This window comes from Streptomyces sp. NWU339, from assembly GCF_003143855.1.
In the GTDB taxonomy this organism is placed as follows: Bacteria; Actinomycetota; Actinomycetes; order Streptomycetales; family Streptomycetaceae; genus Streptomyces.
The window spans coordinates 49,727-72,233 of sequence record NZ_QFRK01000020.1 but is presented as its reverse complement, the minus strand read 5'-3'; the positions used below and the strand labels follow the sequence as shown (position 1 = coordinate 72,233).

At 69.3% G+C, this 22,507-nt stretch carries 25 protein-coding genes and 1 tRNA gene; 16 read left to right on the top strand and 10 right to left on the bottom strand.

Features of this window, described 5'->3' with window-relative positions:
• Genes DIZ27_RS23075 through DIZ27_RS23040 form a run of 8 tightly spaced genes read left to right on the top strand, consistent with a single transcriptional unit; the run spans nt 1 to nt 6,179 of the window.
• Nucleotides 1-1,413, top strand: a complete 1,413-nt coding sequence (locus DIZ27_RS23075) for a phage tail domain-containing protein (RefSeq protein WP_181383650.1) — start codon at nt 1-3, stop codon at nt 1,411-1,413.
• A 16-nt stretch (nt 1,414-1,429) separates the two neighbouring features.
• Nucleotides 1,430-2,515 (top strand): hypothetical protein, encoded by a 1,086-nt coding sequence (locus DIZ27_RS23070; protein WP_109380344.1) that lies wholly within the window; start codon nt 1,430-1,432, stop codon nt 2,513-2,515.
• Entirely contained in the window at nt 2,512-3,717 is a 1,206-nt protein-coding gene (locus DIZ27_RS23065) for a hypothetical protein (protein WP_109380343.1), read from the top strand. Before DIZ27_RS23070 ends, DIZ27_RS23065 begins: the two co-directional genes overlap by 4 nt.
• Before the next feature lies 1 nt (nt 3,718).
• Entirely contained in the window at nt 3,719-4,201 is a 483-nt protein-coding gene (locus tag DIZ27_RS23060; protein ID WP_109380342.1) for a hypothetical protein, read from the top strand.
• Between the two features lie 12 nt (nt 4,202-4,213).
• A complete protein-coding gene (locus DIZ27_RS23055; protein ID WP_109380341.1) occupies nt 4,214-5,188 on the top strand; it encodes an N-acetylmuramoyl-L-alanine amidase in 975 nt (324 codons plus the stop codon).
• Nucleotides 5,189-5,191: 3 nt separating this feature from the next.
• Nucleotides 5,192-5,374, top strand: a complete 183-nt coding sequence (locus tag DIZ27_RS23050; RefSeq protein ID WP_109380340.1) for a hypothetical protein — start codon at nt 5,192-5,194, stop codon at nt 5,372-5,374.
• The gene (locus DIZ27_RS23045) at nt 5,374-5,808 is read left to right on the top strand and encodes a hypothetical protein (protein WP_109380339.1); all 435 of its coding nucleotides are present in this window, start codon (nt 5,374-5,376) and stop codon (nt 5,806-5,808) included. The genes DIZ27_RS23050 and DIZ27_RS23045 overlap by 1 nt, the downstream gene beginning before the upstream one ends.
• The gene (locus DIZ27_RS23040; RefSeq protein ID WP_109380338.1) at nt 5,805-6,179 is read left to right on the top strand and encodes a hypothetical protein; all 375 of its coding nucleotides are present in this window, start codon (nt 5,805-5,807) and stop codon (nt 6,177-6,179) included. Before DIZ27_RS23045 ends, DIZ27_RS23040 begins: the two co-directional genes overlap by 4 nt.
• A gap of 7 nt (nt 6,180-6,186) precedes the next feature.
• On the opposite strand, the gene DIZ27_RS23035 is transcribed toward DIZ27_RS23040, so the two are convergent.
• A complete protein-coding gene (locus DIZ27_RS23035) occupies nt 6,187-6,423 on the bottom strand; it encodes a winged helix-turn-helix domain-containing protein (protein WP_109380337.1) in 237 nt (78 codons plus the stop codon).
• A gap of 161 nt (nt 6,424-6,584) precedes the next feature.
• Here DIZ27_RS23035 and DIZ27_RS23030 point away from each other — a divergent pair, with 161 nt between their 5' ends.
• The 4 genes from DIZ27_RS23030 (at nt 6,585) to DIZ27_RS23015 (ending at nt 8,325) form a co-directional block, all read left to right on the top strand.
• The gene (locus tag DIZ27_RS23030) at nt 6,585-6,953 is read left to right on the top strand and encodes a hypothetical protein (RefSeq protein WP_258308510.1); all 369 of its coding nucleotides are present in this window, start codon (nt 6,585-6,587) and stop codon (nt 6,951-6,953) included.
• A complete protein-coding gene (locus DIZ27_RS23025) occupies nt 6,950-7,135 on the top strand; it encodes a hypothetical protein (protein WP_109380336.1) in 186 nt (61 codons plus the stop codon). The genes DIZ27_RS23030 and DIZ27_RS23025 overlap by 4 nt, the downstream gene beginning before the upstream one ends.
• A gap of 175 nt (nt 7,136-7,310) precedes the next feature.
• The gene (locus DIZ27_RS23020; RefSeq protein WP_146228981.1) at nt 7,311-7,793 is read left to right on the top strand and encodes a hypothetical protein; all 483 of its coding nucleotides are present in this window, start codon (nt 7,311-7,313) and stop codon (nt 7,791-7,793) included.
• A gap of 76 nt (nt 7,794-7,869) precedes the next feature.
• Nucleotides 7,870-8,325, top strand: coding sequence for a hypothetical protein (locus DIZ27_RS23015; RefSeq protein ID WP_109380334.1), 456 nt, complete (start codon nt 7,870-7,872; stop codon nt 8,323-8,325).
• 68 nt (nt 8,326-8,393) lie between these two features.
• On the opposite strand, the gene DIZ27_RS23010 is transcribed toward DIZ27_RS23015, so the two are convergent.
• From DIZ27_RS23010 to DIZ27_RS22970, 8 genes are all read right to left on the bottom strand, one after another.
• On the bottom strand, nt 8,394-8,630 hold the full coding sequence (locus DIZ27_RS23010; protein WP_258308509.1) for a helix-turn-helix domain-containing protein: 237 nt from the start codon (nt 8,628-8,630) through the stop codon (nt 8,394-8,396).
• Nucleotides 8,631-9,164: 534 nt separating this feature from the next.
• Nucleotides 9,165-9,237 (bottom strand) — tRNA-Arg (locus DIZ27_RS23000).
• A 198-nt stretch (nt 9,238-9,435) separates the two neighbouring features.
• On the bottom strand, nt 9,436-10,425 hold the full coding sequence (locus tag DIZ27_RS22995; RefSeq protein ID WP_109380332.1) for a zinc-dependent alcohol dehydrogenase family protein: 990 nt from the start codon (nt 10,423-10,425) through the stop codon (nt 9,436-9,438).
• A complete protein-coding gene (locus DIZ27_RS47300) occupies nt 10,422-11,222 on the bottom strand; it encodes a carbohydrate ABC transporter permease (protein ID WP_375231997.1) in 801 nt (266 codons plus the stop codon). The genes DIZ27_RS22995 and DIZ27_RS47300 overlap by 4 nt, the downstream gene beginning before the upstream one ends.
• A 107-nt stretch (nt 11,223-11,329) precedes the next feature.
• The gene (locus DIZ27_RS47295; protein WP_109380331.1) at nt 11,330-12,295 is read right to left on the bottom strand and encodes a carbohydrate ABC transporter permease; all 966 of its coding nucleotides are present in this window, start codon (nt 12,293-12,295) and stop codon (nt 11,330-11,332) included.
• Nucleotides 12,296-12,492: 197 nt separating this feature from the next.
• A complete protein-coding gene (locus DIZ27_RS22980) occupies nt 12,493-13,863 on the bottom strand; it encodes a sugar ABC transporter substrate-binding protein (RefSeq protein ID WP_109380330.1) in 1,371 nt (456 codons plus the stop codon).
• A 126-nt stretch (nt 13,864-13,989) separates the two neighbouring features.
• A complete protein-coding gene (locus tag DIZ27_RS22975; protein ID WP_109380329.1) occupies nt 13,990-14,751 on the bottom strand; it encodes a DeoR/GlpR family DNA-binding transcription regulator in 762 nt (253 codons plus the stop codon).
• Nucleotides 14,752-15,107: 356 nt separating this feature from the next.
• Complete coding sequence (locus tag DIZ27_RS22970; RefSeq protein WP_109380328.1) at nt 15,108-16,478, bottom strand: M6 family metalloprotease domain-containing protein; 1,371 nt, start codon at nt 16,476-16,478, stop codon at nt 15,108-15,110.
• A 359-nt stretch (nt 16,479-16,837) separates the two neighbouring features.
• Here DIZ27_RS22970 and DIZ27_RS22965 point away from each other — a divergent pair, with 359 nt between their 5' ends.
• Together DIZ27_RS22965 and DIZ27_RS22960 are read left to right on the top strand one after the other, a co-directional pair.
• Nucleotides 16,838-17,482: a TetR/AcrR family transcriptional regulator gene (locus DIZ27_RS22965; RefSeq protein ID WP_109380327.1), complete on the top strand. Its 645-nt coding sequence runs from the start codon at nt 16,838-16,840 to the stop codon at nt 17,480-17,482.
• A gap of 203 nt (nt 17,483-17,685) precedes the next feature.
• Complete coding sequence (locus DIZ27_RS22960) at nt 17,686-19,296, top strand: MFS transporter (protein WP_109380326.1); 1,611 nt, start codon at nt 17,686-17,688, stop codon at nt 19,294-19,296.
• Between the two features lie 84 nt (nt 19,297-19,380).
• On the opposite strand, the gene DIZ27_RS22955 is transcribed toward DIZ27_RS22960, so the two are convergent.
• Entirely contained in the window at nt 19,381-19,926 is a 546-nt protein-coding gene (locus DIZ27_RS22955; RefSeq protein ID WP_181383649.1) for a MarR family winged helix-turn-helix transcriptional regulator, read from the bottom strand.
• 146 nt (nt 19,927-20,072) lie between these two features.
• On the opposite strand from DIZ27_RS22955, the gene DIZ27_RS22950 reads away from it, so the two are divergent.
• Both DIZ27_RS22950 and DIZ27_RS22945 read left to right on the top strand, forming a co-directional pair.
• Nucleotides 20,073-20,858 (top strand): dioxygenase, encoded by a 786-nt coding sequence (locus DIZ27_RS22950; RefSeq protein WP_181383648.1) that lies wholly within the window; start codon nt 20,073-20,075, stop codon nt 20,856-20,858.
• Between the two features lie 545 nt (nt 20,859-21,403).
• Complete coding sequence (locus DIZ27_RS22945) at nt 21,404-22,402, top strand: RNA polymerase sigma factor RpoD/SigA (protein WP_109380325.1); 999 nt, start codon at nt 21,404-21,406, stop codon at nt 22,400-22,402.
• Nucleotides 22,403-22,507 lie beyond the last annotated feature (105 nt).

Below are 22,507 nucleotides of genomic sequence, written 5' to 3'. Positions count from 1 at the left end.
ATGGCGCAGCAGGCACTCGGCCGTATCCAGTGGGGTGACCTGACGTTTGGGCCCGGCAGCCCGTACACGGTCAAGGTCATCGAGGGCATGGACGACCTGCCGGACATCCGCGGCGAGGACATGGACCGGCCGGGCCAGCACGGCGACTACACCGGCTCCGACTACACCAGCGCCCGGACGGTGCAGCTGAAGCTCGGGCTGCGGGGTGAGACCCCGGACGGACTGCGGGCGCTGAGCCTGGCTCTGCGCGCAGCGACCCAGCCTCAGCGTCAGCCGCAACCGTTGCAGTTCCTCGATCAAGACACCCTCGTGTGGGCCAAGGTGCGCAAGCGCAGCATCCCGTACGACGCCGAGTACCTATGGCGGATCGGGGATGCCGCGCTGGAGTTCTACTGCGCGGACCCGTACCTGTACGGGCTCGAGGAGAAGAGCACGTTCACGTCGGCGTACTCCCCGTCAGCTGGCCGCACGTACCCGCTGGTGTACGCGGGCGCGGGCGACACCGCCCGGAACCTGGTGCTGAACCCGTCCGCCGAGGAGACGTTCACCACCGAAACGACGAACTTCGGCAGCAACAACACCCGCACCCGCGTCAACGCAGAGTCGTGGGCGGGGCAGTGGAGTATCCAGCACGCCATCAGCGTGGCGTCGGCGCAGGGCGGCACGTCGTGGACCATCGAGCCGGTGACCGCCGGGAACACGGTCCAGTGGGGCGTGTACGTGAAGATCCCACCGACCGGGATCACCGCACTGGAACTGTGGTGGCGCAGCGGCACCACCACCCTGAGCACCACGTCCGTCCTCGCGCAGGCCAAGCCGGGTGCGTGGGCGCGAGTGTCCGGCTCGTACACGGTGGCGGCCGGACAGACCGTCGACCGCGTGGCCGCCGTCGCCACCACCTCGGCCGCGGGCGCGGCCACATGGTGGGCGGACGCCGCCATGGCCGTCGTCGGCCCCAGCCTGCCCCCGTACATCGACGGCACCAACGGCGGCACCTGGGAAGGCACACCCAACGCCAGCGTCTCGGCGCGGCCGGCAGGCTCGAACCGGACGTACGGCAGCAGCGGCACGTCCGGCCGGCTGACGGCCGTCAACGACGGCGCCTCGCCCGCGTACCCAGTACTGCGGATTGACGGGCCCGTGACCAACCCTGCGATCGAGCAGGTCACCACCGGCGGCGTCCTCGCTCTCGACGCCACCCTCCAGCCAGGCGAATACCTGATCATCGACACCCGCACCCGGGCGGTCCTGTTCATGGGCGCTACCCCGCGCCGCACCTGGGTGCGTGCCGGGTCCACATGGCCCCTGCTCCAGCCCGGCGCGAACGAACTCGCGTACCGAGGCGGCCCCGTGCCGGGCGTCACCGGCCAATCGTCCCTGCTGACCGTGTCCTGGCGCGACACCAGCCTGTAAGAGAGGAGGGCCTGAGGTGGCCCTGATCAACCCCCCGGCCTGGATGCAGGCGGGCAGCTACCCGGCCCGCACTGACCGGCTGGCCCTGACCGCGTTGATCTCGTACCCGGGCTTCGGTGTGGACGAGGCAACGCCGATGCGAATCCGGCAAGGCGTCAAGCCGTCATACCAGAACTATCAGCTGAAGGTTCGGCCGTCCCCGACCCCGAACATGACCGTCATCGTCAGCGCCGGGTTCGCTTACGTCGACCAGCACGACGCTGGCGGGCAGGGAACCTACATCTGCGTCAACGACTCTGACGTGGTCCTGACCGTGCAACCTGCGGGCGGGGCCGGCCAGTTCCGCAAGGACACGGTGGTGGCGAGTGTCTACGACGGTGAGTACGTCGGATCGTCGTCAGAGTGGCGGCTGGAGATCATCCAAGGCCCGTATGCGACGTCGGCCGGCACGACGCAGCGGGGCACGCTGCCGAACAACGCGCAGGTCCTCGCGGACATCAACATCGGCCCGAACCAGACGAGCATCAGCGCGGGCAACATCAGCGACCTGCGGAACTACTCGGTTGCTGCGGGCGGCATCGTGCCGGTGTCGTCGTCCATCGCGCCGAACCGGCTGCACCCGGGGCAGGTGCTGTACCTGACGGACACCGACGTGCTGGAAGTGGGGACGCAGGCGGGCCCGAAGCGCCAGCTGCGCGAGTACCTACGGCCGTCGGTGTCGCTCCAGCAGTCCGCGCCCCCCTTCAACCAGACCGGGACCTACGTCGACTTCACGTCGGCTGCGTGGGCCCCGATCACGGTGACCGTGCCCCCGTCCGGGATGGTCCGCGTCTCCGTCGCCGCGAACCTGGAGAACACGAACACGTCCACCTCAACGTGTCATGCCACGTGGCGCGCGTCCGGCGCCATCAGCGTCGGCGCGTCCTCGTACAACTCGGTGACGGCCGTGGGCGGACGTGTAGCCGCGGGGCGGACCCGCCTCATCACCGGCGCCACCCCCGGCCAGTCCCTCACGATCACCCCGCAGTGGAACATCAGCTCGGGCAGCAGCACTACGGCGACGGTCTCCGGCGGCACGCTGGAGGTGACTCCGATCCCATGACGGAGCTGACGATGCTGTCGGCGCAGCTGTTCGCGGCCGCCGACGCCCAGCCGGAGCACACGTACACGTACCTGTTCACGGACTTGCGCACGGACGAGCTGCTCGCCGAACTCCCCCTTGCGGGCGTCCAGTACTCCTTCGAGCTGAACGGCATCGGCCGCCTCTCCGGGACGATCCCGTACAACGACGAGACGCTCCCGCTCGACCCGGAGACCGCATCTCAGCCGGCCCGTACCGCCGTGTACGTCGATCGGGACGGTGTCCTCGTGTGGGGCGGCATCGTCTGGACGCGGGACCGGGTCAAGGGCGGGAAGAAGATCCAGGCGTCCGAGTTCCTGTCGTACTTCCAGCGGCGGCACGTGAAGAGAACGTTGTCCACGGACACGTCTTTGCTGCTCGATCCGGCCTACGTGAGCGAGGGCGGGCAGAGGCTCTTTGCTGACCAGCAGCACATCGTGTGGTCGCTGCTGCGGTACGCGCAAGACCAGCCCGGCGGCGACATCGGTCTCAGGCTCGGCTTCCTCGGGGGAACGGCGCACGGCGTCGACCGCAACGTGTCCTATTACGGCTACCAGCGGACCGAGATCTACAAAGCCATCACCGAGTTGGCTGCGGCTGACAACGGGTTCGACTTCGGGATAGAGCTGGGCTGGGCTGGTGGCGCGAACAACGAGTCCCCGCGCCGCTTCAAGCAAGCGCGTGCCTGGTATCCACGTCGGGGCCGGACAGCCGCTGAGTCCGGTCTCGTCTTCTCCAAGGGCGGCGGGCACGGCTCGATCATCGACTACGACTGGCCGGAGGACGGCACGTCTCTGGTGACGGAGATGTCCGGCCTCGGCGCCGGGTCCGGTGAGGCGCGGATCGTGAAGACCGCGAGGGCTGGCGACTTGATCGCCTCGGGGTGGCCGCTGCTGGAGGGCGTGGCCACTTACGACGGGGTGGTGGACGAGGCGCAGGTGCAGGGCATGACGAACGCTGATCTGGCAGCTCGGTCGCGGGCGGATGTGCAGCCGACGTTCGAGGTAGCTGCCGACGTCGACCCCGCGTTCGGCAGCTACAGCGTGGGGGACGAGGCCCTGTTCGTCATCGACCCCGAGCCGGATTCACCGCGCGGTCGTGAGGGTGTGCTGCGCATCGTGTCCATCGAGAACACGGCGGTGAACGGGCCCGAGCGCGTCCGGCTGACGTGCGTGGGGGTGTGAGATGCCGAAGGTTGCCAAGAGCGTCGACTTCCTCCAGCGGCTCGCCGAGCTCGAGGACACGGTGGCCGCGCTGCAGCGGTCCGGTTGGGAGCGGGACGAGTTGCCGTTCTACCCGACGTCCCTGCGCGGCATGGTCTACGAAGACGGCACGTCGTTCGTGACCTTGTGGGAGACGATCCTGTCCCCGCGCACCGCCACACTGGCGCTCGGCCTGGTGTTCATCGGGGACACGATCAACAGCATCAACACGGGCGGCGAGTGGAACGTCCAGTTCAACGACTCGGTGGTCGTCGCGAACGGCACGGTGCCTGCGACCGGCGCGTATGTCTTCCCTGCCCTCACCCTCGACCTCACCCCGTACCGGGCCAGCACTCAGCTGAAGGTTCAGGTCCGTGCCCGCCGTACCTCCGGCACGAACACGGGCGGGAAGTACGGCGGCGGCGGATCCATCGGCGGCGCACCTCGGTACGCCCGACTCCTCTGAAAGAAGGAAGACATGGCTTGGTATCCCGGAGCCACGAAGATGGAGCTGCAACCCGAGAGCGACTCGCAGCCCGCCATCCGGCCGACGCAGTGCATCGTCCACTCGATCGTCGCCCCGTGGACGGCCCGCCGCACCTACGAGTACTGGCGGGACAGCACGAACCTCGAGAGCCACTTCGGGCTCGGCTACGAGGGCGACCTCGCCCAGTACATCGGGACCGAGACCCGAGCCGATGCCAACGCCGGTGCCAACCGCAGGGCGGACGGTACGGGCGCGGTGTCCATCGAGACCGCGTCCGACACCAAGGCGTCCGACCCGTGGACGGATAAGCAGATCGAGCAGCTGATCCGGCTCGGCGTGTGGCTGCACCAGCACCACAAGATTCCGCTGCGGATCTGCCGCACCCACGACGACCCCGGGTTCGGCTATCACAGCCTGTTCCCGCAGTGGTCCACGTCGGGCACGGCCTGCCCCGGGACCGCCCGTATCAAGCAGTGGCGCGAGGTCGTGTTCCCGGGGATCGTCGCCCGCGCGACCGGCAAGACCACCGACCCTGTTCAGGAGGACGACATGCCCGACTACGTGAACCTGGGGCTGGCCAAGCCGTACAGCCTCCGGCCCGGCGCCTGGGACTCGATCGAGTTCACGAAGGAGTGGGCCGACGAGCCCAGTCACCACGCCACCAACGGGTCGGTGTGGGCGCGCGGCCCGGCCCGCTTCACCGGATCGGTCAGCCTCTACATCACCGGCCTGCCCGTCGGCGAGGTCGTCCAGGCCCGCATGAGCGAGTACGACGGCGACAAGTTCGTCCAGGACCACCCGATCGGCGAAATTGTCGGCACGAAGGGCGGCACCTTTGCCGTCATCCCGCTGACGAAGCGTCTCGGCAAGGGCCGCGGCATGCGGGTGCGGCTCCTCAACCAGGCCAAGCAGCCCGTCACCATCTCCAGCGCGGTCCTGACCGTGCTCACCTGGAAGGAATCCTGACCCATGAAGATCAGCAGCATCGCCAAGGCCGTCGTGTCCGGGATAGCGGCCGGGTCCGCTGCCGGTGTCACCGCCGTACAGGACAACGTGGTGACGGCCGGGGAGGGCGTGACCATCGTGCTCGCCGTCCTCGCCGCGTGGGGCATCACCTGGGCCGTGCCCAACAAGCCCACCAGGGACATCTGATGTGCGCGGCGGTCCGGCGGCTCACCCGACGTCTGGGCCGCCGCGGTACAGCGCTCGTCATCCTCGGCTCGGCGAAAGTGTGCTTCGGGTTGGGGTTCGCGCTCCAGCCCGAGCCCGGCCCGGTCGGCCTCGGCCTGCTCACCCGCTTCGCGGACATCCGCTGCTGGTCTTCGGTGTGGATCATCTGCGGGGCGATCACCTTCGCGTTCGCGTGGCTGCGTGTCGGCCGGGACGGGCTCGGCTTCTACTCCGCGCAGGTGCCGCCGTTCGTCTGGGGGTTCGCGTACCTGTGGGGAGCCGTAACGGGGGAGCACCTGCGAGGGCTGGCCCTGGCCGCGTGGTTCGGTATCGGGCACGTCCTCTTGATCATGTGGCTGGCGACAGTGCCTGAGCACTCCGTCCCCCACCCTGCACCACGAAAGGCACGCAGATGAACGGAGCGTGGGGGGTTGCAGCAGGCATCATCGGCTCGCTGTTCGCCGCCGCGGCGATGGTCGGCGCTGCTGTCTTCACGTCCCGGGCCACGAAAGCGGCGGCCCGGCTGACGTCGGAGGCGCAGCGCACGACTGCCGCAGTGCAGGCTGAGCCCGCGCAGCGGGCCGAGGACCGGGCCGCGTTCGAGGCGATCAAGACAGAGCTGCGGCAGGAACTGACGACGGCCCGGGACGAAGTGCGGTCGCTGCGGTCTCTGGTCCGGTCCCTCGCCCTGTACGTGGACGAGCTGACGGGGGTGATGCGGCGGCACCGGATAGACCCACCGCCGCCGCCCGCGAGGGTGGACGAGTACAACCGAACTGGAGTGTGAGCCGGTGCTACTTCTTCGGCAGGTCGGTGACGAACGTGCCCACCCCGGGCTGCATCTGCGCGAGGCCGGCCTCACGGAGTTCGGTGAGGACGCGGCGGGCGGTCATCTGCGCGATACCGAACTCGGCCTGAATGCCCAGCACACCGGGCAGTTGGGAGCCGGGCGGGTAGGTACCGTCGGCGATGCGCTCCTCGAGGATCGCGTACACCTGCCGCCACCTTGGTACGTTCGGCTCCCACTCCATGATCAAGACGCTAGGCGGGCGAACCATGCCGAGCGAGACGAGTTCGCCTGTTTCGCCTAGCTAGCTAGGCCCACTAGGGCTACGCTCCGCAGTGAAGGGAATACCCCCGCGACCGTGCGACCGGTCCGGGGGCGTGGCCATCGCTACGAGGGAGCGACGACATGGCAGAGCCTACGCAGCCCGCCTGTACGGACGACAGCCCCACGACGAAGACCGCCCGGGATCAAGTGATAGCGGCCCTCGAGCTACCCGCCCTGGACGGGCTCACCGAGGCGCAGGTGCGCGGCGCTGTCTGCGTGTGGGACGGAATCGCACTCACCCTGGCCACGGCCGTCAACCTCGGCCCGCGGAAGAAGAAGCGGCCGGGCGGCTCGTTTGACTGGTTCCCCCGCGGATGCAAGCGCTGCGCGGGGCAGCGGGCGTACAAGCTCCTGCTCACCCACGCCCCCGCGTGCGAGCGCTGCAAGACGGACCCGACCTGTCCGGTCGCCGTTGCAGCGCAGCGCCTCATCAGGGAGGGCGGGCTGTGACCGAGCCGCTGAACACCATGGGGGACCCGCCGCTCCTGGGCATGCCGCTCCCCGACCCGGCGCCCGCCCCCGGCTGCACGAGCTGCCGGCGCTGGGCTCGCCAGCGGGAGACCGCCCGCAGCGCGGGTGACTGGACGCGCGTCTCCGACTGCAACGTCCGCATCCGCCGCTGCACCCACTGACCCCCGCTCCCGGCCCGCAGCCCGCCGGCCGGGCCGGTAGCGGGACTGTGCGGCCCTGACCCCACCCCCGAGGGCAGGGCCGCACCCCAAGACCCCCGTCCCGCCGGATGACAGGAAGCGTCTGGCGGGACGGGTTGCACGGCACCGACACCTCTCACCAGAAGTGGAGTACGCAATGTCTGCACCAGTCATGGAAGCCACCGCGGCGAGGACGCTGGTCGCCCCGGAGTTCTTCGAGCGGCTGAGCCTCCGGGTCGCCAAGAACACCGGCCTGGACCAGGAGCGCGCGGAGGCCATCACGGACCAGGCCCTCGCCTACCTCGCCACCTGCGCACAGAAGCCCGAGGGCGCACCGTCCCTGTTCATGAGCCGCGCCGTGGACCCGGCCTGGCACACGTTCTTCGAGTACACCCACCAGTACGACAGTTTCTTCACCTCGCACGGCTGGCGGAAGGTCCACCACAACCCGTGCGACGGCTTCGGCGGGGTGTCCTACCCGCCCGCCGCCGACGTGCTCCCCCTCACGGTCGCGGCCATCGAGGCCGCGGGCTACCGGGTCGACCCCGAGCTGTGGCAGGCGGAGGTCGACTGCGGCGACACGTGCGGTGACGACGGCGGTGGCGGCAACCCGCTGCCCACCTGCGAGCACCACGTCTGAGCCGTGACCGTGTAGGGGCGGTCGGCCCTCGCCCATACAGTGGCGGGGGCCGGCCACCTGGAGAAAGGACACACCGATGGCGAGACCCACATCCGGGCGGGGCCGGGTCACGATCTTCGCTTTCCTGAACGACTGGCAGACCAGCTCCCGCTGCGTGCTCGCGTACACGACCGCCGATGGCGGCCTCACCGCAGTCCTCGGAGTGATCCCCGTCGAAGGTAACGTCCACGAACCCGGCGACCTGTTCGCACTGGGAGGACGGCACGGGTTCGTCCGCGAGTGGGGAGGGTCGCACGAGCAGCGGTGCGGCTGCTGGCTCGCCTGCACGGGCTACAGCTCCCGGACCGTGATGAAACCCGGCAGCATCGACGTCCCGGACGCCGAGTGGTCGCTCGACATGACGCAGACCGTCGACCTGGACGGCCCCTACTACGGGCACCTGCGGGTGACGGCGGGACGGATGACGCTGGACGACCCGGAGCTAGCGGACCGGGCTCGTGCCCTGCTGCGTCGGCCGTTGGTGACCGCGTAGCACCCTGGACTGGCCCCACTCGTCCGCATCCCCCGTGGCGGATGGGCGGGGCCGTCTCATGCCCGGGGTCAGCGGACGAGGTCGACGAGGTCGACGCCGATGGCACGGGCGATACGCACCAGCGTCCTGAGCGTGGGGTTCGCCCTGCCCGACTCAATGTCCTGGTAGTGCGCCCGGTTCATCGGCACGGCCAGGAACACCTTCTCCTGGGTGAGGCCCTGGTGCTCGCGGACGTCCCGGATGCGCTGGCCGACGCGAAGCATCTCGCGTTCGGTCCACTCGTCATCGGTCGGGTCTGCGGGCACGCGTCACACGCTGTGTCCCCAGCGATCTTGTGTCAGCCTGGCCTCACCAGGCTTTTAATGATCACTCGTGGGGGAGAATGAGACACCGCCCCGTCTGCGACAGCGCGAGTGGTGCGCGGGCAGGAGCGGCCGGCGGGCGTACGCGTCTCCGCCTTCCGGCCGTCAGACGCCAAGACATGGTCAAGGCGTCCCGCCCCGGAGATGAACATCTCCGGGGCGGTCTACGTTGGACATGAGAAGGCCCCCGCCGATAATCCCGGTGGGGGCCTCCGCCTGCTCGGGCCGTCCTCCCCGACGGGCACCGTGCAGGTCTACGAGAGGCGCGTCTCAGGCGCGCGTGGGGAGACGTACCTGCCCCTCTCGTGATCGCCACTCTACGTGCCTGTAGAACACAGTCCAGTCCCCCGAACGAGTGAGAGAAGGAACGTTTCCCCGTGGGGATGTGGACTCTTTGTGGACTCCCGGCATGAGAAAGGCCCCCCGTTCGAACGGAACGGGGGGCCGAAACACTCTCTGACCTGCGGTCCAGGTCTGTGCCCCCGGCAGGATTCGAACCTGCGACACCCGCTTTAGGAGAGCGGTGCTCTATCCCCTGAGCTACGAAGGCGAAGGCGTCCCCTGTGAGGGGGCAAGCCCACTGGTCGGGCATGGTGCGCGGTGCTCCGCGGTCTTGCTCGGTTGCGGGGCGCGGCGTACCGGTGACCGACCAGGGACAGCGTAGCGGATACGTACCGGTGAGGGTCGTCGGTATAAGGGCAGGGGGTGATGAGGGGGCCGGGCGGGTGCCCGGCCCCCTCATCCCGCGTCAGGGGGTGATGAGGATTTTTCGACCCTGGCCCGCTGCGAACTGCTCCAGTGCCTCCGGGTAGCGGTCGAGCGGGATGCGGTCGCTGATGAAGACGTCCGGGTCCAGGACGCCCGTCGCGAAGAGGTCCGCGGCGCGTTCGTAGCTGTGCAACACGGCCATCGAGCCGGTGATGGTGATCTCCTGGTTGTAGATGCGGTACGGGTCGATGGTCACGCGGGTGGCGTAGTCGGCGACGCCGAACTGCAGGAAGGTGCCGGCCTTGGCGACGCGGTCCAGGCCGTCCTGGATGGCGGCCGCGTTGCCGGTGGCGTCGATCACGAGGTCCCAGCCCTGCGGCCGGTCCAGTTCGTCCGCGTCGGTGGCGGTGGCGGAGACGCCGAGCCGGCGGGCGGTGGCGAGGCGGTCGGGGTTGATGTCGACGACGTCCACGCGGGTTGCGCCGGTCCGCTTGGCCAGTTCCAGCATCATCAGGCCCATGGTGCCGGAGCCGTAGATCAGGACGTGGGCGCCGAGGCGGGACTGCAGGACGTCGTAGCCGCGTACCGCGCAGGACAGCGGTTCGATCAGGGCGGCGTCCTGGGTACGGACGTGCTCGGGCAGCTTGACGCAGTTCGCCACCGGGGCCACCGCGTACTGGGCGGCGCCGCCCGCGGTGGTGACGCCGATCGCGGCCCAGCGTTCGCACATGTTGTTGTGGCCGGTGCGGCAGTGGCGGCACTCGTAGCAGTACAGGGAGGGGTCCACGGCGACCCGGTCGCCGAGGGCGAGTTCGGTGACCGCGCTGCCGATGCCGACGACCTCGCCGGCGAACTCGTGGCCCGGCACGATGGGCAGTGTGGGCGCGAACTCGCCCTGGAGGATGTGCAGGTCCGTGCCGCACAGCCCGCAGGCGGCCACGTCCACCACGACGTCGCGCGGTCCCGGGGTGGGGTCGGGGACCGTGGTGACGGTGACCTTGCCGGGGGCTTCGATGAGGGCGGCTTTCACTTGACTGCTCCTAGGGACAGACCGCGGACCAGCTTGTCCTGGGCGGCCCAGCCGGCGATGAGGACGGGCAGGGACACCAGGGTGGCGGCGGCGCACAGACGGGCGAGGAAGAGCCCCTCGTTGGTGATGAACCCGACGAGGAACACCGGGGCGGTGGAGGCGTTGGTGGCGGTGAGGTTGACGGCGAACAGGAACTCGTTCCAGCTGAAGATGAAGCAGATCAGCGCGGTGGCGGCGACCCCGGGCATGGCGACGGGGGCGACGATGCGCAGCAGCACGGTGGGGAGTCCGGCGCCGTCGACCTCGGCGGCCTCCAGGATCTCCTTGGGGACCTCGGCGAGGAAGGAGCGCATCATCCACACCGCGATCGGCAGGTTCATGGCGGTGTAGAGGACGATCAGCGTCCAGACGTTGTCCAGCATCCCGGCGTCCTTGGCGATCAGGTACACCGGCAGCAGCGCCGCGATGACGGGCAGGAACTTCGTCGACAGGAAGAAGAACATCACGTCGGTCCACTTCTCGACCGGCTTGATGGACAGCGCGTAGGCCGCCGGAATCGCCAGGGCGAGGACGAGGAGTGTCGAAATGACGCTCGCCATGGCCGAGTTGAGAAGGTACGGGGTGATGTCCCGGCCCAGCAGCAGTTCGTACTGGTCCAGAGTGAAGGGCGCGAGCAGGCTGGGCGGGTTGGTGGCGGCGTCGGCCTCCTGGTGGAAGCTGGTCAGCACCATCCAGGCCACCGGGGCGAAGAAGACCAGGGTGGCGAGCCAGGCGACGAAGGCCCACACCGGGGTCAGCCGCGGTGAGTCGCCCTGACCACCCTGACCGCTGCGGTCGTTCTTGCGGCGGAGGAACTTCTTGAACCCGGCCGCGGGAGTGGCGGCCGGCGCCGCTTGGGTGGTGGTCACCGGGAGACCTCCTCGCGGAACAGCGACGCGATGGTGCGCAGGGCGAACGTGGCGACGACGATGGAACCGATCACCACGACCACACCGGCGGCGGCCGCCTCGCCGTACTCGTACTTGCGGAACATGGTCAGGTAGATCTCGTAGGGGAGGTTGGTGGTCTGCGAGCCGGGGCCGCCCTGGGTGATGGTGAAGACCGCGTCGAAGGTCTGCACGACGTAGATGGTGCCGAGCAGGACGCCCAGTTCGATGTACTGCCGCAGGTGGGGCAGGGTGATGTGGCGGAAGGTCTGCCGGGCCGAGGCGCCGTCGACCCGGGCGGCCTCCAGCACGTCGCCGGGCTGGGCCTGGAGTCCGGCCAGCAGGATGAGCATCATGAACGGGGTCCACTGCCACACCAGCGCGACGACGACGGCCGGCATCGCGGAGTTCGACACCCAGTCGACGGTGGGGCCGTTCTCGGCTCCGAAGAGGCGGTACACCGCGTTGAGGGTGCCGTTGAGGAGGCCGTAGTCGGGGTTGTAGATGGCGTGCTTCCACAGCAGCGCGGCGGCGACCGGCATGACCAGGAACGGTGTGATGAGCAGGGTGCGGGCCAGGCCCCGGCCGGGGAAGCGGCGGTCGAGGAGGAGCGCCAGCCCCAGTCCGAGGACCACACTGAGGATCACCACCGAAGCGGTGAGCACGATGGTGTTCAGCACCGCCGTGCGCAGCCTCTCGTCGGTGAAGACGAAGCCGTAGTTGGACAGGCCGGTGAAGTGCCGTTCGCCCGGCTTGAGGATGTTCCACTGGAAGGTCGAGATGACGAGCGTGGCCACGAACGGCAGCTGGGTCACGACGATCGTGAAGATCAGCGCCGGAAGCAGTGGGATGCGCCGCCGCCATTTGTGCGGCGTCTCCCGTTTGCCCGGCCGGTGCGGGGGGTCTGTGCGCACCGCTCGGGGTGCGGGGGTGAGCGTGGTCATGAGGGGTCCTTGAGCCGGCCGGTCGCAGCCGATCGCGGCCGGGGGTGGGGAAGAGGCGGTGCCCGGTCGGCGGACGCCGACGGGGTGGCGTCCGCCGGGGCGGAGGAGGGCGTACCGGGCACCGCGGCGGGGGTGCTGCCCGTCAGGGCGTCGGCGTCCGACGGGCAGCGGGATTCACCGGAGGGTGACCGGGCGGGTCACCGGTAGTTCTTGGCGACTTCCTCCGCGAGCTTCTGGCCGTTGTCCAGGGCCTTGTCCACGCTGGTCTTGCCCGCGATGGCCGCGGAGATGTCCTGCGTCACCTTGGTGCCGAGGTCCTGGAACTCGGGGACGGCCACGAACTGGACGCCCACCGTGGGCCGCGGCTGCACACCGGGGTTCGTCGGGTTCGCCTGCTCGATGGACTTGAGGGTGATGTCACCGAAGGCCGCCGCCGCCTTCTTGTACTGGGGGATCTCATAGGTGCTGGCCCGCTTCCCGGCGGGAACACGCGACCAGCCCAGCTTCTCGCCGACGAGCTTCTCGTACTCCTTGCCGGACGCCCAGAGCATGAACTTCGAGGCGGCGTCGGCCTTCTTGGTGGTCTTCGGCATCGCCCACGCCCAGGTCCACAGCCAGCCGGAGCTGTCCGTCCTGTCCACCGGCGCGTAGGCGTAGCCGACCTTGCCCGCGATCTTGCTGGAGCTGGGGTCCTCCAGCGGTCCCGCCGCACTGGTCGCGTCGTACCACATCGCGACCTTGCCCTGGCTCATCGCGTTGAGGCACTCGGTGAACCCGGACTGCGCGGCGCCCGACTGACCGTGCTTCCTGACCAGGTCGACGTAGAAGTCGGTCGCCTTCTTGAACTCGGCGCTGTTGACCTGGGCCTTCCAGTCCTCGGTGAACCAGGTGCCGCCGAAGGTGTTGACCACGGTCGACAGTGACGCGCCGAGTTCGCCCCAGCCGGCCAGGCCGCGCAGACAGATGCCCTTCATGCCGGGGCGTGCGCCGTCGGCCTTGGCGGCGATGTCGGCGATCTGCTGCCAGGTCGGCCTCTCGGGCACGGTGATGCCCTTCTCCGCCATGACCTCCTTGTTGTACATGAGGAAGGACGACTCGCCGTAGAACGGAAGCGCGTACAGCTTGTCGTCGTCGCCGGACAGGGACTGGACCATGGGCTTGAGCAGGTCGTCCTTGTCGAAGGCGGAGTCCTTCTCGGCGTAGGAGCTCAGCTCCTGCAGCCAGCCGTTCTCGTTCCAGATGGGCACCTCGTAGGCGCCGATGGTGGCGACGTCGTACTGGCCGGCCTGGGTGGCGATGTCCTGGGTGACCTTGTCGCGCAGTTCGTTCTCGGGAAGGATCGTGAAGTTCACCTTGATGCCGGTGTCCTTGGTGAAGGTGTCCTTCGTCAGCTTCGCTATGTCCTCCATCTGCGGGTTGCCGACCATGAGGACGTTGATGCTCTCGCCCCCGGCTTCCGAACCCGACCCGCCGGCCCCGCTGCACGCGGCCAGCAGTGAACCGGCGGAGACGGCGACGAGTACGGCGCGGGTGGTTCTCCGGACTCGGGTGGTCTTGTGGGTGGGCATGGTTGGCTCCAGAGGTGTTCGAGGGCGTGGAAGGCCCGCGCCCGGTCGGGCGAGTGGCGAGTGTGTGATGCGTGATGCGTGGTGTGTGGTGTCTGGCGCGTGGCGTGTGTGGGGGAGAGCCGTGGGTCAGACCCGGATGACCTGCGGTCCCAGGAGGACGTAGCGACGGGCTTCGGAGGCGGGGAGTCCGGTGTCGGTGACGATCGCCTCCAAGTCCCCGATTCCGGCGAAACGACAGAAGCTGGCCGCTCCGAACTTGCTGTGGACGCCCGAGAACACCCGGCGTCGGGAAACAGCCATGACCTGTGTCTTCACATCGCTCACCGCGGGGTTCGGAGTGGTGAGCCCCCATTGGCGGGAGATGCCGTTCGCGCCGACGTAGGCCAGGTCGATGACGAGGTCGGACAGCGTGTGGGTCACCCAGTGGTCGACGGTCGCCAGCGTGGCGCCGCGGACGCGGCCACCGAGCAGCAGCACGGTGATGTTCTCGACGGAGGCCAGGGTGCCGGCCGCGGCGAGGGAGGAGGTGATCACGGTCAGCGGCCGGTCGCGAGGCAGGCCGGCGGCGATGAGCTGCGGGGTGTAGCCCTCGTCGATGTACACCGTCTTCGCGTCACCGAGCAGGCCCACGGCTGCGGCGGCGATCCGCGACTTCTCCCTGACCTGGCTGGTGGTGCGGTAGGAGAGCGTCGTCTCGAAGCCGGCGCTCTCGACGGGGTAGGCGCCGCCGTGGGTTCGCCGCACCAGCCCGTGAGCCGCCAGCAGGTTCAGGTCGCGCCGTACGGTTTCCTTGGAGATGCCCAGGTCGGCGGCCGTCCTGGCGACGTCCACCGAGCCGGCTCGGCGCGTCGCTTCCAGGATGGAACGTCGGCGTTCTTCGGCGTCCACGGTGGCACCTCCCCTGCGCGACTCGGGCCGACACCCGGTCGGGCCGTTTCCGGTGTGGCGCGATCGCGCCCCACAGAGTCCGGTCCGTTCGGACTCTTGCGGACTATTTATGGCTACGCCCAGGGTTATGACCAGGCAAAACGTCATGCGTTCCGTGACCGGATGTGCCCGCTTCGCTGTGCCTGTTCCCGCAGACAGGGGCCTTCTTCGGCCAAAAACGGAGCATGATCCCCACCCGGTCCGCTCGGAACGGTGCCCGTTTGCTGCCCGCTTCCTTTTCGCGCCGCCTGTTTTCGACGTCGGAAGCGAGCCCCCACCCGCCCGGCCGGGCATCCGCGCGGGCCTCGGACGAGGGGTCAGGCTCGGGTGATCTGCACTCGGTACTCCGGCGTTCTTGAGCCGGAGCCCGTGTCGGAGCCCGTGTCGGAGCCCGTGCCGGAGGCCGTGCCGGAGTCCGTGTCGGAGGCCGAGTCCGTGTTCGGGGTGGTCGGCTCCAGGACCTTGACGCGGATTCCCGCCTTGCGGTCGATGAAGGTCTCGCCGGGGGTGAAGGTGGCGTCGGAGAGTTCCGCGTGGACGTTGGGGCTACGGGTGCAGCCGCCGCTGTTCCGGCGGGAGTCGTAGACCGTGATGGGGCCCATTCCGGTGTCGACGTCCGCGTCGACCTTGTAGATGAGGATGCCGGGGCGGCACACCGCCTCGTCGTTGCCGGCCCGGGTGCGGAACTCGACGGCGTAGCCGGAGCTGGTGTCCAGCGGGAGGAAGACGAGTTTCGGGCCGCCCGACTCGGCCAGCGGCGTCAGGGTGTACTCACGGGTGCCCGTGCCCGCCGCGCAGTGCACCTGGGGCGCGTCCAGCCAGCCCAGTTTCCACTTGTGCCAGCCGAGCAGGTCGTTGTTGGCGCCCCAGTCCTCGCTCATGATGTCCCAGTGGCCCGCGGCGCCGCCGCCCTCGGCCGTGTAGAGGTCGGGCAGGCCGAAGACGTGGCTGTTCTCGTGGGGGAGGACGCGGTAACCGGTGCGGTCCAGGGAGCCGGAGCCGTCGTCCTGACGGGAGTAGACGAACGACGCGTTGGCGATGGGCACGCCGTCCGCCGTCGGGGCCTCCGCGTTGCCCGCGAAGGTCACCGACAGGACCGTGTCCAGGGCGGAGGGCCCCGCGTTCGGGGTCACCAGTACGTTCACCAGGTCGTACGCACCGAAGTCGACCTTCGGGTCCGCCTTTGCCACGAGGTCCCGGACCAGCTCGCGGTAGTCGGGGTCGAAGGGGGCGCCGCGCTCTATGCCGTAGTCCCGGAACGACTTGGGCATCCGCAGCCAGCCGGGGATCGGCAGCTCGGGGCGGTAGTCGAGGCGGCCGTACGAACTGGTCCGGAACCACTTCTGCGTCTGCGGGAAGAACTCCCTGTAGCGGTCGAGGGCGTCGCCCTCGCCGGGGGCGTCCGAGAAGTCGATCATGAGGGTGAGGGCGCGGACGGTGCCGGTGGAGCGGGTGTAGCCGGCGCCCGTGGGTATGCCCTCCGACATCTGCACCTCGCGGGCGCTGCTGATCATGCACGGGCCGTGTGAGGAGGAGGGGGCCAGGGCGCTGGGGCCGGGGGCCGAGTTGTACGGGGAGAGGTGGCCGTTGCCGGCCGAGGGTATGGCGGCGAGGGTCAATGCGGTCACGGACGCCAGGGCGGCCAGTCGGCGCGGGGATATCCGGCTGCTGGTCGGCTGCGCCTGCATGCGGGGGCCCTCCGCTCCACACGGCAGCCGCCGGTCTCCGACTGCACCCTTTCGATCACCCTCTGTCGCGGGGTGCGTGGGCGCGCGTTGAAGGGGCCGATCGTGCGGTTTCCGGGGAAACGGGGTGGGAGGGGCGGGAGAAACGGGGTGGGAGGGGTGGTGACGGACGCCCGCGCGGATGTGGCTCAGATCACATCAAGGGTTTCCCGGGTGGGAAATAAGCGGGGACCGCTTCCCCGTTTGGACCTGTGTTCGCGTGAAGCGGGGAGTTCTTCCCCGGATCGCGAGAGCGAGCAGGACATCAGTGAGCGAAACGCCGGTGAGCAGAGCACCGGCAGGCAGAGCGACAGGAGTGCATCGTGCAGACCGCCCCTTCCGTATCGCGCAAGGTGTCCCGGCCCCGTGCCGACGCCCTGCGCAACCGGGAGCGGATCGTCACCGCCGCCCGGGAGATGTTCGTCGAGTTCGGGCCCGACGTGCCGTTCGACGACATCGCCCGCCGGGCCGGCGTGGGCAATGCCACGGTGTACCGCAACTTCCCCGACCGCGACGCGCTGGTGCGCGAGGTCGTGTGCGCCGTGATGGACCGTACGGCGCAGGCGGCCGAGCGTGCACTCGCCGAGACCGGGGACGCCTTCGAGGCGCTGGAGCGCTTCGCGCACACCGCCGCCGATGAGCGGATCAGCGCGTTGTGCCCGATGATCGCCGGCACCTTCGACCAGAACCACCCCGATCTGGGGGCCGCGCGTGTACGTGCCGAGGGGCTCGTCGCACAGATCATGGACCGCGCCAAGGCGGCGGGTCAGCTCCGTGCCGATGTGGACTTCGGTGATCTGCTGGTCGGCATCGCCCAGCTCAGCCGGCCGCCGGCCGGTACGGGGTGCCTCGACGCCGACCGGTTCGTCCACCGCCATCTTCAGCTGTTCCTGGACGGGATGCGGGCCCCGGCCCGCGGTGTCCTGCCGGGCGCGGCGGTGACAGTGGAGGACCTGCGCGCGCACTGAGCGCTCCCTGACCGAGATCCCGTCCGAGTCCCAGCCCGACCTTCAGACCGAATTCCAGACCGAGTTCCAGTCCGACCTTCAGACCAAGACCCGTAGAGCTGCCTCAACGGCCGTCCCCCGTGGGCGAGTCGTTCCCTGACGACATCGTTTTTTCATCTCAAGCTCTGAATTTTCCGTCACGAAGTTCCGAAGTGGGTACCCCCATGTCTGAAACAGCGTCAAAGTCACCCGGCGTACCGGGAGCACGGAACACACCAGGAGCACGGAACGCACCGGACGCACGGAACGCACCGGATGCCAACCGCTGGAAAGCGCTCGTCTTCATCGCGCTCGCCCAGTTGATGGTCGTCCTGGACGCCACCATCGTGAACATCGCCCTGCCCTCCGCCCAGCAGGACCTGGGCATCTCCGACGGCAACCGGCAGTGGGTCGTCACGGCCTACGCCCTCGCCTTCGGCGGACTGCTCCTCTTCGGCGGGCGGACAGCCGACCTGTGGGGCCGCAAGCGGGCCTTCGTGCTCGGCCTGGGCGGCTTCGCCGCGGCCTCCGCGCTGGGCGGCGCGGCCACCAACGAGGTCATGATGTTCGGCGCCCGCGCGCTGCAGGGCGTGTTCGGCGCGCTGCTCGCGCCGGCCGCGCTGTCCCTGCTCGCGGTGATGTTCACCGACGGCAGGGAGCGCGCCAAGGCGTTCGGCATCTACGGTGCGATCGCGGGTGGCGGTGGCGCCGTCGGCCTGATCCTCGGCGGTTTCCTCACCGAGTACCTGAACTGGCGCTGGACGTTCTTCGTGAACATCCCGTTCGCCGTCGTCGCCGCGGCCGGCGCGTACTTCGTCATCCGTGAGCCGAAGGGCGGCCGCAACCGCTCGCCGCTGGACATCCCCGGCGTGGTGCTGTCCACCCTGGGCCTGGTCGCGCTCGTCTACGGCTTCACCCGCGCCGAGTCCGAGGGCTGGAGCGATCCGCTGACCGTCGGCATGTTCGTCGCGTCGGCCGTCCTGCTCCTGGCGTTCGTCCTGGTCGAGTCCCGGGTCAGGGCGCCGCTGCTGCCGCTGCGCGTGATCACCGAGTGCAACCGCGGCGGGGTCTACCTCTCACTCGGCCTGGCGGTCATCGCGATGTTCGGCCTGTTCCTCTTCCTGACCTACTACCTGCAGGTCGTGAAGGGCTACTCGCCGGTCAGGACCGGTTTCGCCTTCCTGCCGATGGTCGCGGGCATGATCACGGGCTCCACCCAGATCGGCGCCCGCCTGATGACCCGGGTCGCGCCCCGGCTGCTGATGGGCCCCGGCTTCCTGGTCGCCGCCGTCGGCATGCTGCTGCTCACCCGGATGGAGATCGGCTCCTCCTATGCCGCCGTACTGCTGCCCGGCATGCTGCTGCTCGGTCTCGGCATGGGTACGGCGTTCATGCCGGCCATGTCGCTGGCCACCCAGGGCGTCGAGCCCCGGGACGCGGGCGTCGCCTCCGCGATGGTCAACACCTCGCAGCAGGTGGGCGGCGCGATCGGCACGGCCCTGCTGAACACGATCGCGGCCTCGGCCACCACGTCCTACGTCGCCGACCACATCGGCGGCGCCGCGAGCCGGTCCCAGCAGCAGCTGGTGCGGCTCGAGGGCATGGTGCAGGGCTACACCAGCGCGATCTGGTTCGCCGTCGGCATCCTCGTCCTGGCCGCGGTCATCGCCCTGACCCTCGTCGACGCGGGCCGCCCGGGCACCACGGTCACCGGGTCCTCCGACGGGGCCGGCCGGGGCGCGGGGGGCGCCGAGGGCGCTCAGGAGGAAGCGGCGGTGCCGGTCGTCGCCCACTGACCGCCGTCCCCTCGGGCCACCCGTACGGATGAGGAGGGGACGCCTCGTCCGTACGGCTCCCAGGACCTGCCCCGGCTCCCGCGCTCAGCGGAGCCAGGGCAGGTCCGCACCCGCTTCGCTGGGCTGGAGCCCCTCGGCGATGATCTCCATGATCTCGCCGAGGGACTTCTGCTGTTCGGGGGTGAGCCGGTCGAGGAGCGCCTGCCGTACGGCGTTCACGTGACCGGGCGCGTGCCGGCGCAGCACCTCGAAGCCCTCGTCCGTCAGGACGGCGAACTGGCCGCGCTTGTCGGAGGGGCAGTCCTCGCGGCGCACCCAGCCGTTCTTCTCCAGGCGGGCCACGGCGTGCGAGAGCCGGGAGCGGGTGATCTTCGCCAGCATCGCCAGCTCGGTCATCCGCAGCCGCCGCCGTGGTGCCTCGGCGAGTTTGACCAGCAGGCTGTAGTAGAGGTGCGGCATGCCCGCGTCCCGCTGGAGCTGGCGGTCGAGGTGGTCCTCCAGGAGGGTGCTGGCCTCGATGTACGAGCGCCAGACGCGCTGTTCCTCGTCGCTGAGCCAGCGTGGTTCGCCGGTGCGTGCCGGCTCGGGGGCCGAACCCGGGGCCGATGCGGATGTGGGTGCCGTCGTCATGTACTCCACTGTACGACGCTTCTGCTTGAAGGTTAAACAAAATTACGATAGGGTTTGGGGCAGAGGTTGAGAGTTCAAGTAAAAAACACCACTGTCCACGCGAACTCGGGACAGATCTGCACCGATCACCGGAAGGAGTCGCAGCCATGACCGCCGCCACTCAGGAACGCATGCCCGCGCTGTACCTCAGCCACGGCGCCCCGCCGCTGGCCGACGACCCCATCTGGCCCGGTCAGCTGGCTACCTGGTCCGCCGAACTGCCCCGCCCGAAGGCGATCCTCGTCGTCTCCGCCCACTGGGAGGAGGCCCCGCTCGCCCTCGGCGCCACCGAGACGGTCCCCCTCGTCTACGACTTCTGGGGCTTCCCCGAGCACTACTACCAGGTGAAGTACGGCGCCCCCGGCGCTCCGGCGCTCGCCGAATCCGTGCGCAAGCTGCTGCGCGCCCCCGGCACTCCCGTGCAGGACGTTCCCGACCGCGGGCTGGACCACGGTGCCTACGTCCCGCTGGTCGAGATGTTCCCCGGGGCCGACATCCCGGTGCTCCAGGTCTCCATGCCGACGCTGGACCCGGTGAAGCTCATGGACATCGGGCGGAAGCTCGCGCCGCTGCGTGACGAGGGCGTGCTGATCATCGGTTCCGGGTTCTTCACCCACAACCTGGCCGCGCTGCGGCAGGGCGGCATCCCCAGGTGGTCGACGGAGTTCGACGACTGGGGGAACCGGGCCCTGGGCGCCGGTGACGTGGACGGGCTGCTCGACTTCACCCGCAAGTCCCCGGCGGGCGCGCTCGCCCACCCGCGCACCGAGCACTTCGCACCGCTCTTCGTGACCATGGGCGCCGCGGACGCCGCCGGCGACCTGGACACGCAGAAGTCGGTGATCGACGGGTTCTGGCTGGGGCTGGCGAAGCGGTCGGTCCAGTTCGGCTGAGGCCTGAGGCCTGAGGCCTGAGGCCTGAGGCCTGAGGGCTGCAGTTGCGGTGACGGGTGCGCGGGTGCACGGGTGACGGGTGGCGGTGGTAGGCAGCCGGAGCGCCCGGTGCCCGCCACCCGGTACCGCCCGGGGCGGCTCCGTGACAACCATCGGGCGGTACGGGCCGTCTACAAGGGAGAGAGCAGTCGGGGGCGGGGTGGTGCTCCTCCGGAGTGAGGACCGCGGTGTCGAGCGTGATTGCCGTCTCACGAGCGTCCCGGTCCCACAGAGCGGTGAGCGGTGTCAGATCGCCCTCGGCTCCCGGCCTGACCTGGGCGTTCGCGCAGGGCGACGGCGTTCGCGTCCCCTGCGGCCCGACAGGGTACTGCATGATCAGAAAATTCGGGGGGCGGGTTGGGAATTCTGTCCGGATTCCAGTCGTTGTTTCCAGCAGATGCCGGGCACTCGAGCAGAGTCCGCATGAGACCGAGACGCAGACCTGACCGTACGTGCCGAGTATCCGCAGGAACCACCCGCTGACTCATTATCGTAAGGGAGCAAGCATGGCAACCCGTGCCGTCGCCCGTCGTAAGTCCGCCTCCGGCGAGACGGCCGACTCGGCAAGCAGTGTTCGCGCCCATCGCGGCGAGATAGCCGACCGTGACCTGGTCGGGATGTACCTCGACGAGATCGCGCGCACGCCGCTGCTCGACGCAGCCAAGGAAGTCGAGCTGTCCCAGATCATCGAAGCGGGTGTGTTCGCACGGCAGATCCTCGACGGCACCGAGGAGAACACGGTGGGGGCCACCACCGAGGAGCTCCAGGCGCTGTACGACGCGAGTGAGCGGGCCAAGGACGTCTTCATCCGTTCCAACCTGCGTCTGGTCGTCGCGGTCGCCCGTCGTTACCCCCGCAGCGGTCTGCCGCTGCTGGACCTGATCCAGGAGGGCAACGCCGGCCTGGTGCGCGCAGTCGAGAAGTTCGACTACCGCAAGGGCTTCAAGTTCTCCACCTACGCCACCTGGTGGATCCGTCAGGCCATCACGCGGTCGATCGCCGACCAGTCCCGCACCATCCGCCTGCCCGTCCACCTGGTGGAGGAGCTGGGCCGGATCCGGCGCGTGCAGCGCGAGTTCAACCGCGAGCACGGCCGGGACCCCGAGCCCACGGAGATCTCCGCCGAGCTCGGCTCCACCCCGGAGCGGGTGACGGACGTGCTCGACTGGGCCCGCGACCCGGTCTCGCTGAACATGTCGGTGGACGACGAGGGTGAGACCCAGTTCGGCGACCTCCTGGAGGACACGTCGGCGGTGTCGCCGGAGCAGTCGGTGATGACGCTGCTGCGCAGCGAGGAACTGGACGACCTCATAGGCCGCCTCGACCAGCGCACGGCCTCCATCATCAAGATGCGGTACGGCATCGAGGACGGCCGGGAACGCACGCTGACCGAGGTCGGCAAGCAGCACGGCCTGACCCGTGAGCGCATCCGCCAGATCGAGAAGCACGCGCTGCTGGAGCTGAAGAAGCTGGCCCGCGACACCGGTTTCGACGCGGTGGCGTAGTGCCGGCGCGGCGCCGGAACAGAACAGGACTGCTGTGGCGTCGCCGTGAGTGTGGGGTGGTGAAAGACGGCGCAAACCTGACGCCGTGACACTGCTTCAACCCCC

Coding starts and splice junctions, on each gene's coding strand:
- DIZ27_RS23055 (WP_109380341.1), top strand. CDS start 4,214: ATGGCTTGGTATCCCGGAGCCACGAAGATGGAGCTGCAACCCGAGAGC.
- DIZ27_RS23035 (WP_109380337.1), bottom strand. CDS start 6,423: ATGGAGTGGGAGCCGAACGTACCAAGGTGGCGGCAGGTGTACGCGATC.
- DIZ27_RS23020 (WP_146228981.1), top strand. CDS start 7,311: ATGTCTGCACCAGTCATGGAAGCCACCGCGGCGAGGACGCTGGTCGCC.
- DIZ27_RS22960 (WP_109380326.1), top strand. CDS start 17,686: ATGTCTGAAACAGCGTCAAAGTCACCCGGCGTACCGGGAGCACGGAAC.
- DIZ27_RS23045 (WP_109380339.1), top strand. CDS start 5,374: ATGTGCGCGGCGGTCCGGCGGCTCACCCGACGTCTGGGCCGCCGCGGT.
- DIZ27_RS22945 (WP_109380325.1), top strand. CDS start 21,404: ATGGCAACCCGTGCCGTCGCCCGTCGTAAGTCCGCCTCCGGCGAGACG.
- DIZ27_RS47295 (WP_109380331.1), bottom strand. CDS start 12,295: ATGACCACGCTCACCCCCGCACCCCGAGCGGTGCGCACAGACCCCCCG.
- DIZ27_RS22955 (WP_181383649.1), bottom strand. CDS start 19,926: ATGACGACGGCACCCACATCCGCATCGGCCCCGGGTTCGGCCCCCGAG.
- DIZ27_RS23075 (WP_181383650.1), top strand. CDS start 1: ATGGCGCAGCAGGCACTCGGCCGTATCCAGTGGGGTGACCTGACGTTT.
- DIZ27_RS23060 (WP_109380342.1), top strand. CDS start 3,719: ATGCCGAAGGTTGCCAAGAGCGTCGACTTCCTCCAGCGGCTCGCCGAG.
- DIZ27_RS23015 (WP_109380334.1), top strand. CDS start 7,870: ATGGCGAGACCCACATCCGGGCGGGGCCGGGTCACGATCTTCGCTTTC.
- DIZ27_RS22950 (WP_181383648.1), top strand. CDS start 20,073: ATGACCGCCGCCACTCAGGAACGCATGCCCGCGCTGTACCTCAGCCAC.
- DIZ27_RS22970 (WP_109380328.1), bottom strand. CDS start 16,478: ATGCAGGCGCAGCCGACCAGCAGCCGGATATCCCCGCGCCGACTGGCC.
- DIZ27_RS23050 (WP_109380340.1), top strand. CDS start 5,192: ATGAAGATCAGCAGCATCGCCAAGGCCGTCGTGTCCGGGATAGCGGCC.
- DIZ27_RS23030 (WP_258308510.1), top strand. CDS start 6,585: ATGGCAGAGCCTACGCAGCCCGCCTGTACGGACGACAGCCCCACGACG.
- DIZ27_RS22980 (WP_109380330.1), bottom strand. CDS start 13,863: ATGCCCACCCACAAGACCACCCGAGTCCGGAGAACCACCCGCGCCGTA.
- DIZ27_RS23040 (WP_109380338.1), top strand. CDS start 5,805: ATGAACGGAGCGTGGGGGGTTGCAGCAGGCATCATCGGCTCGCTGTTC.
- DIZ27_RS23065 (WP_109380343.1), top strand. CDS start 2,512: ATGACGGAGCTGACGATGCTGTCGGCGCAGCTGTTCGCGGCCGCCGAC.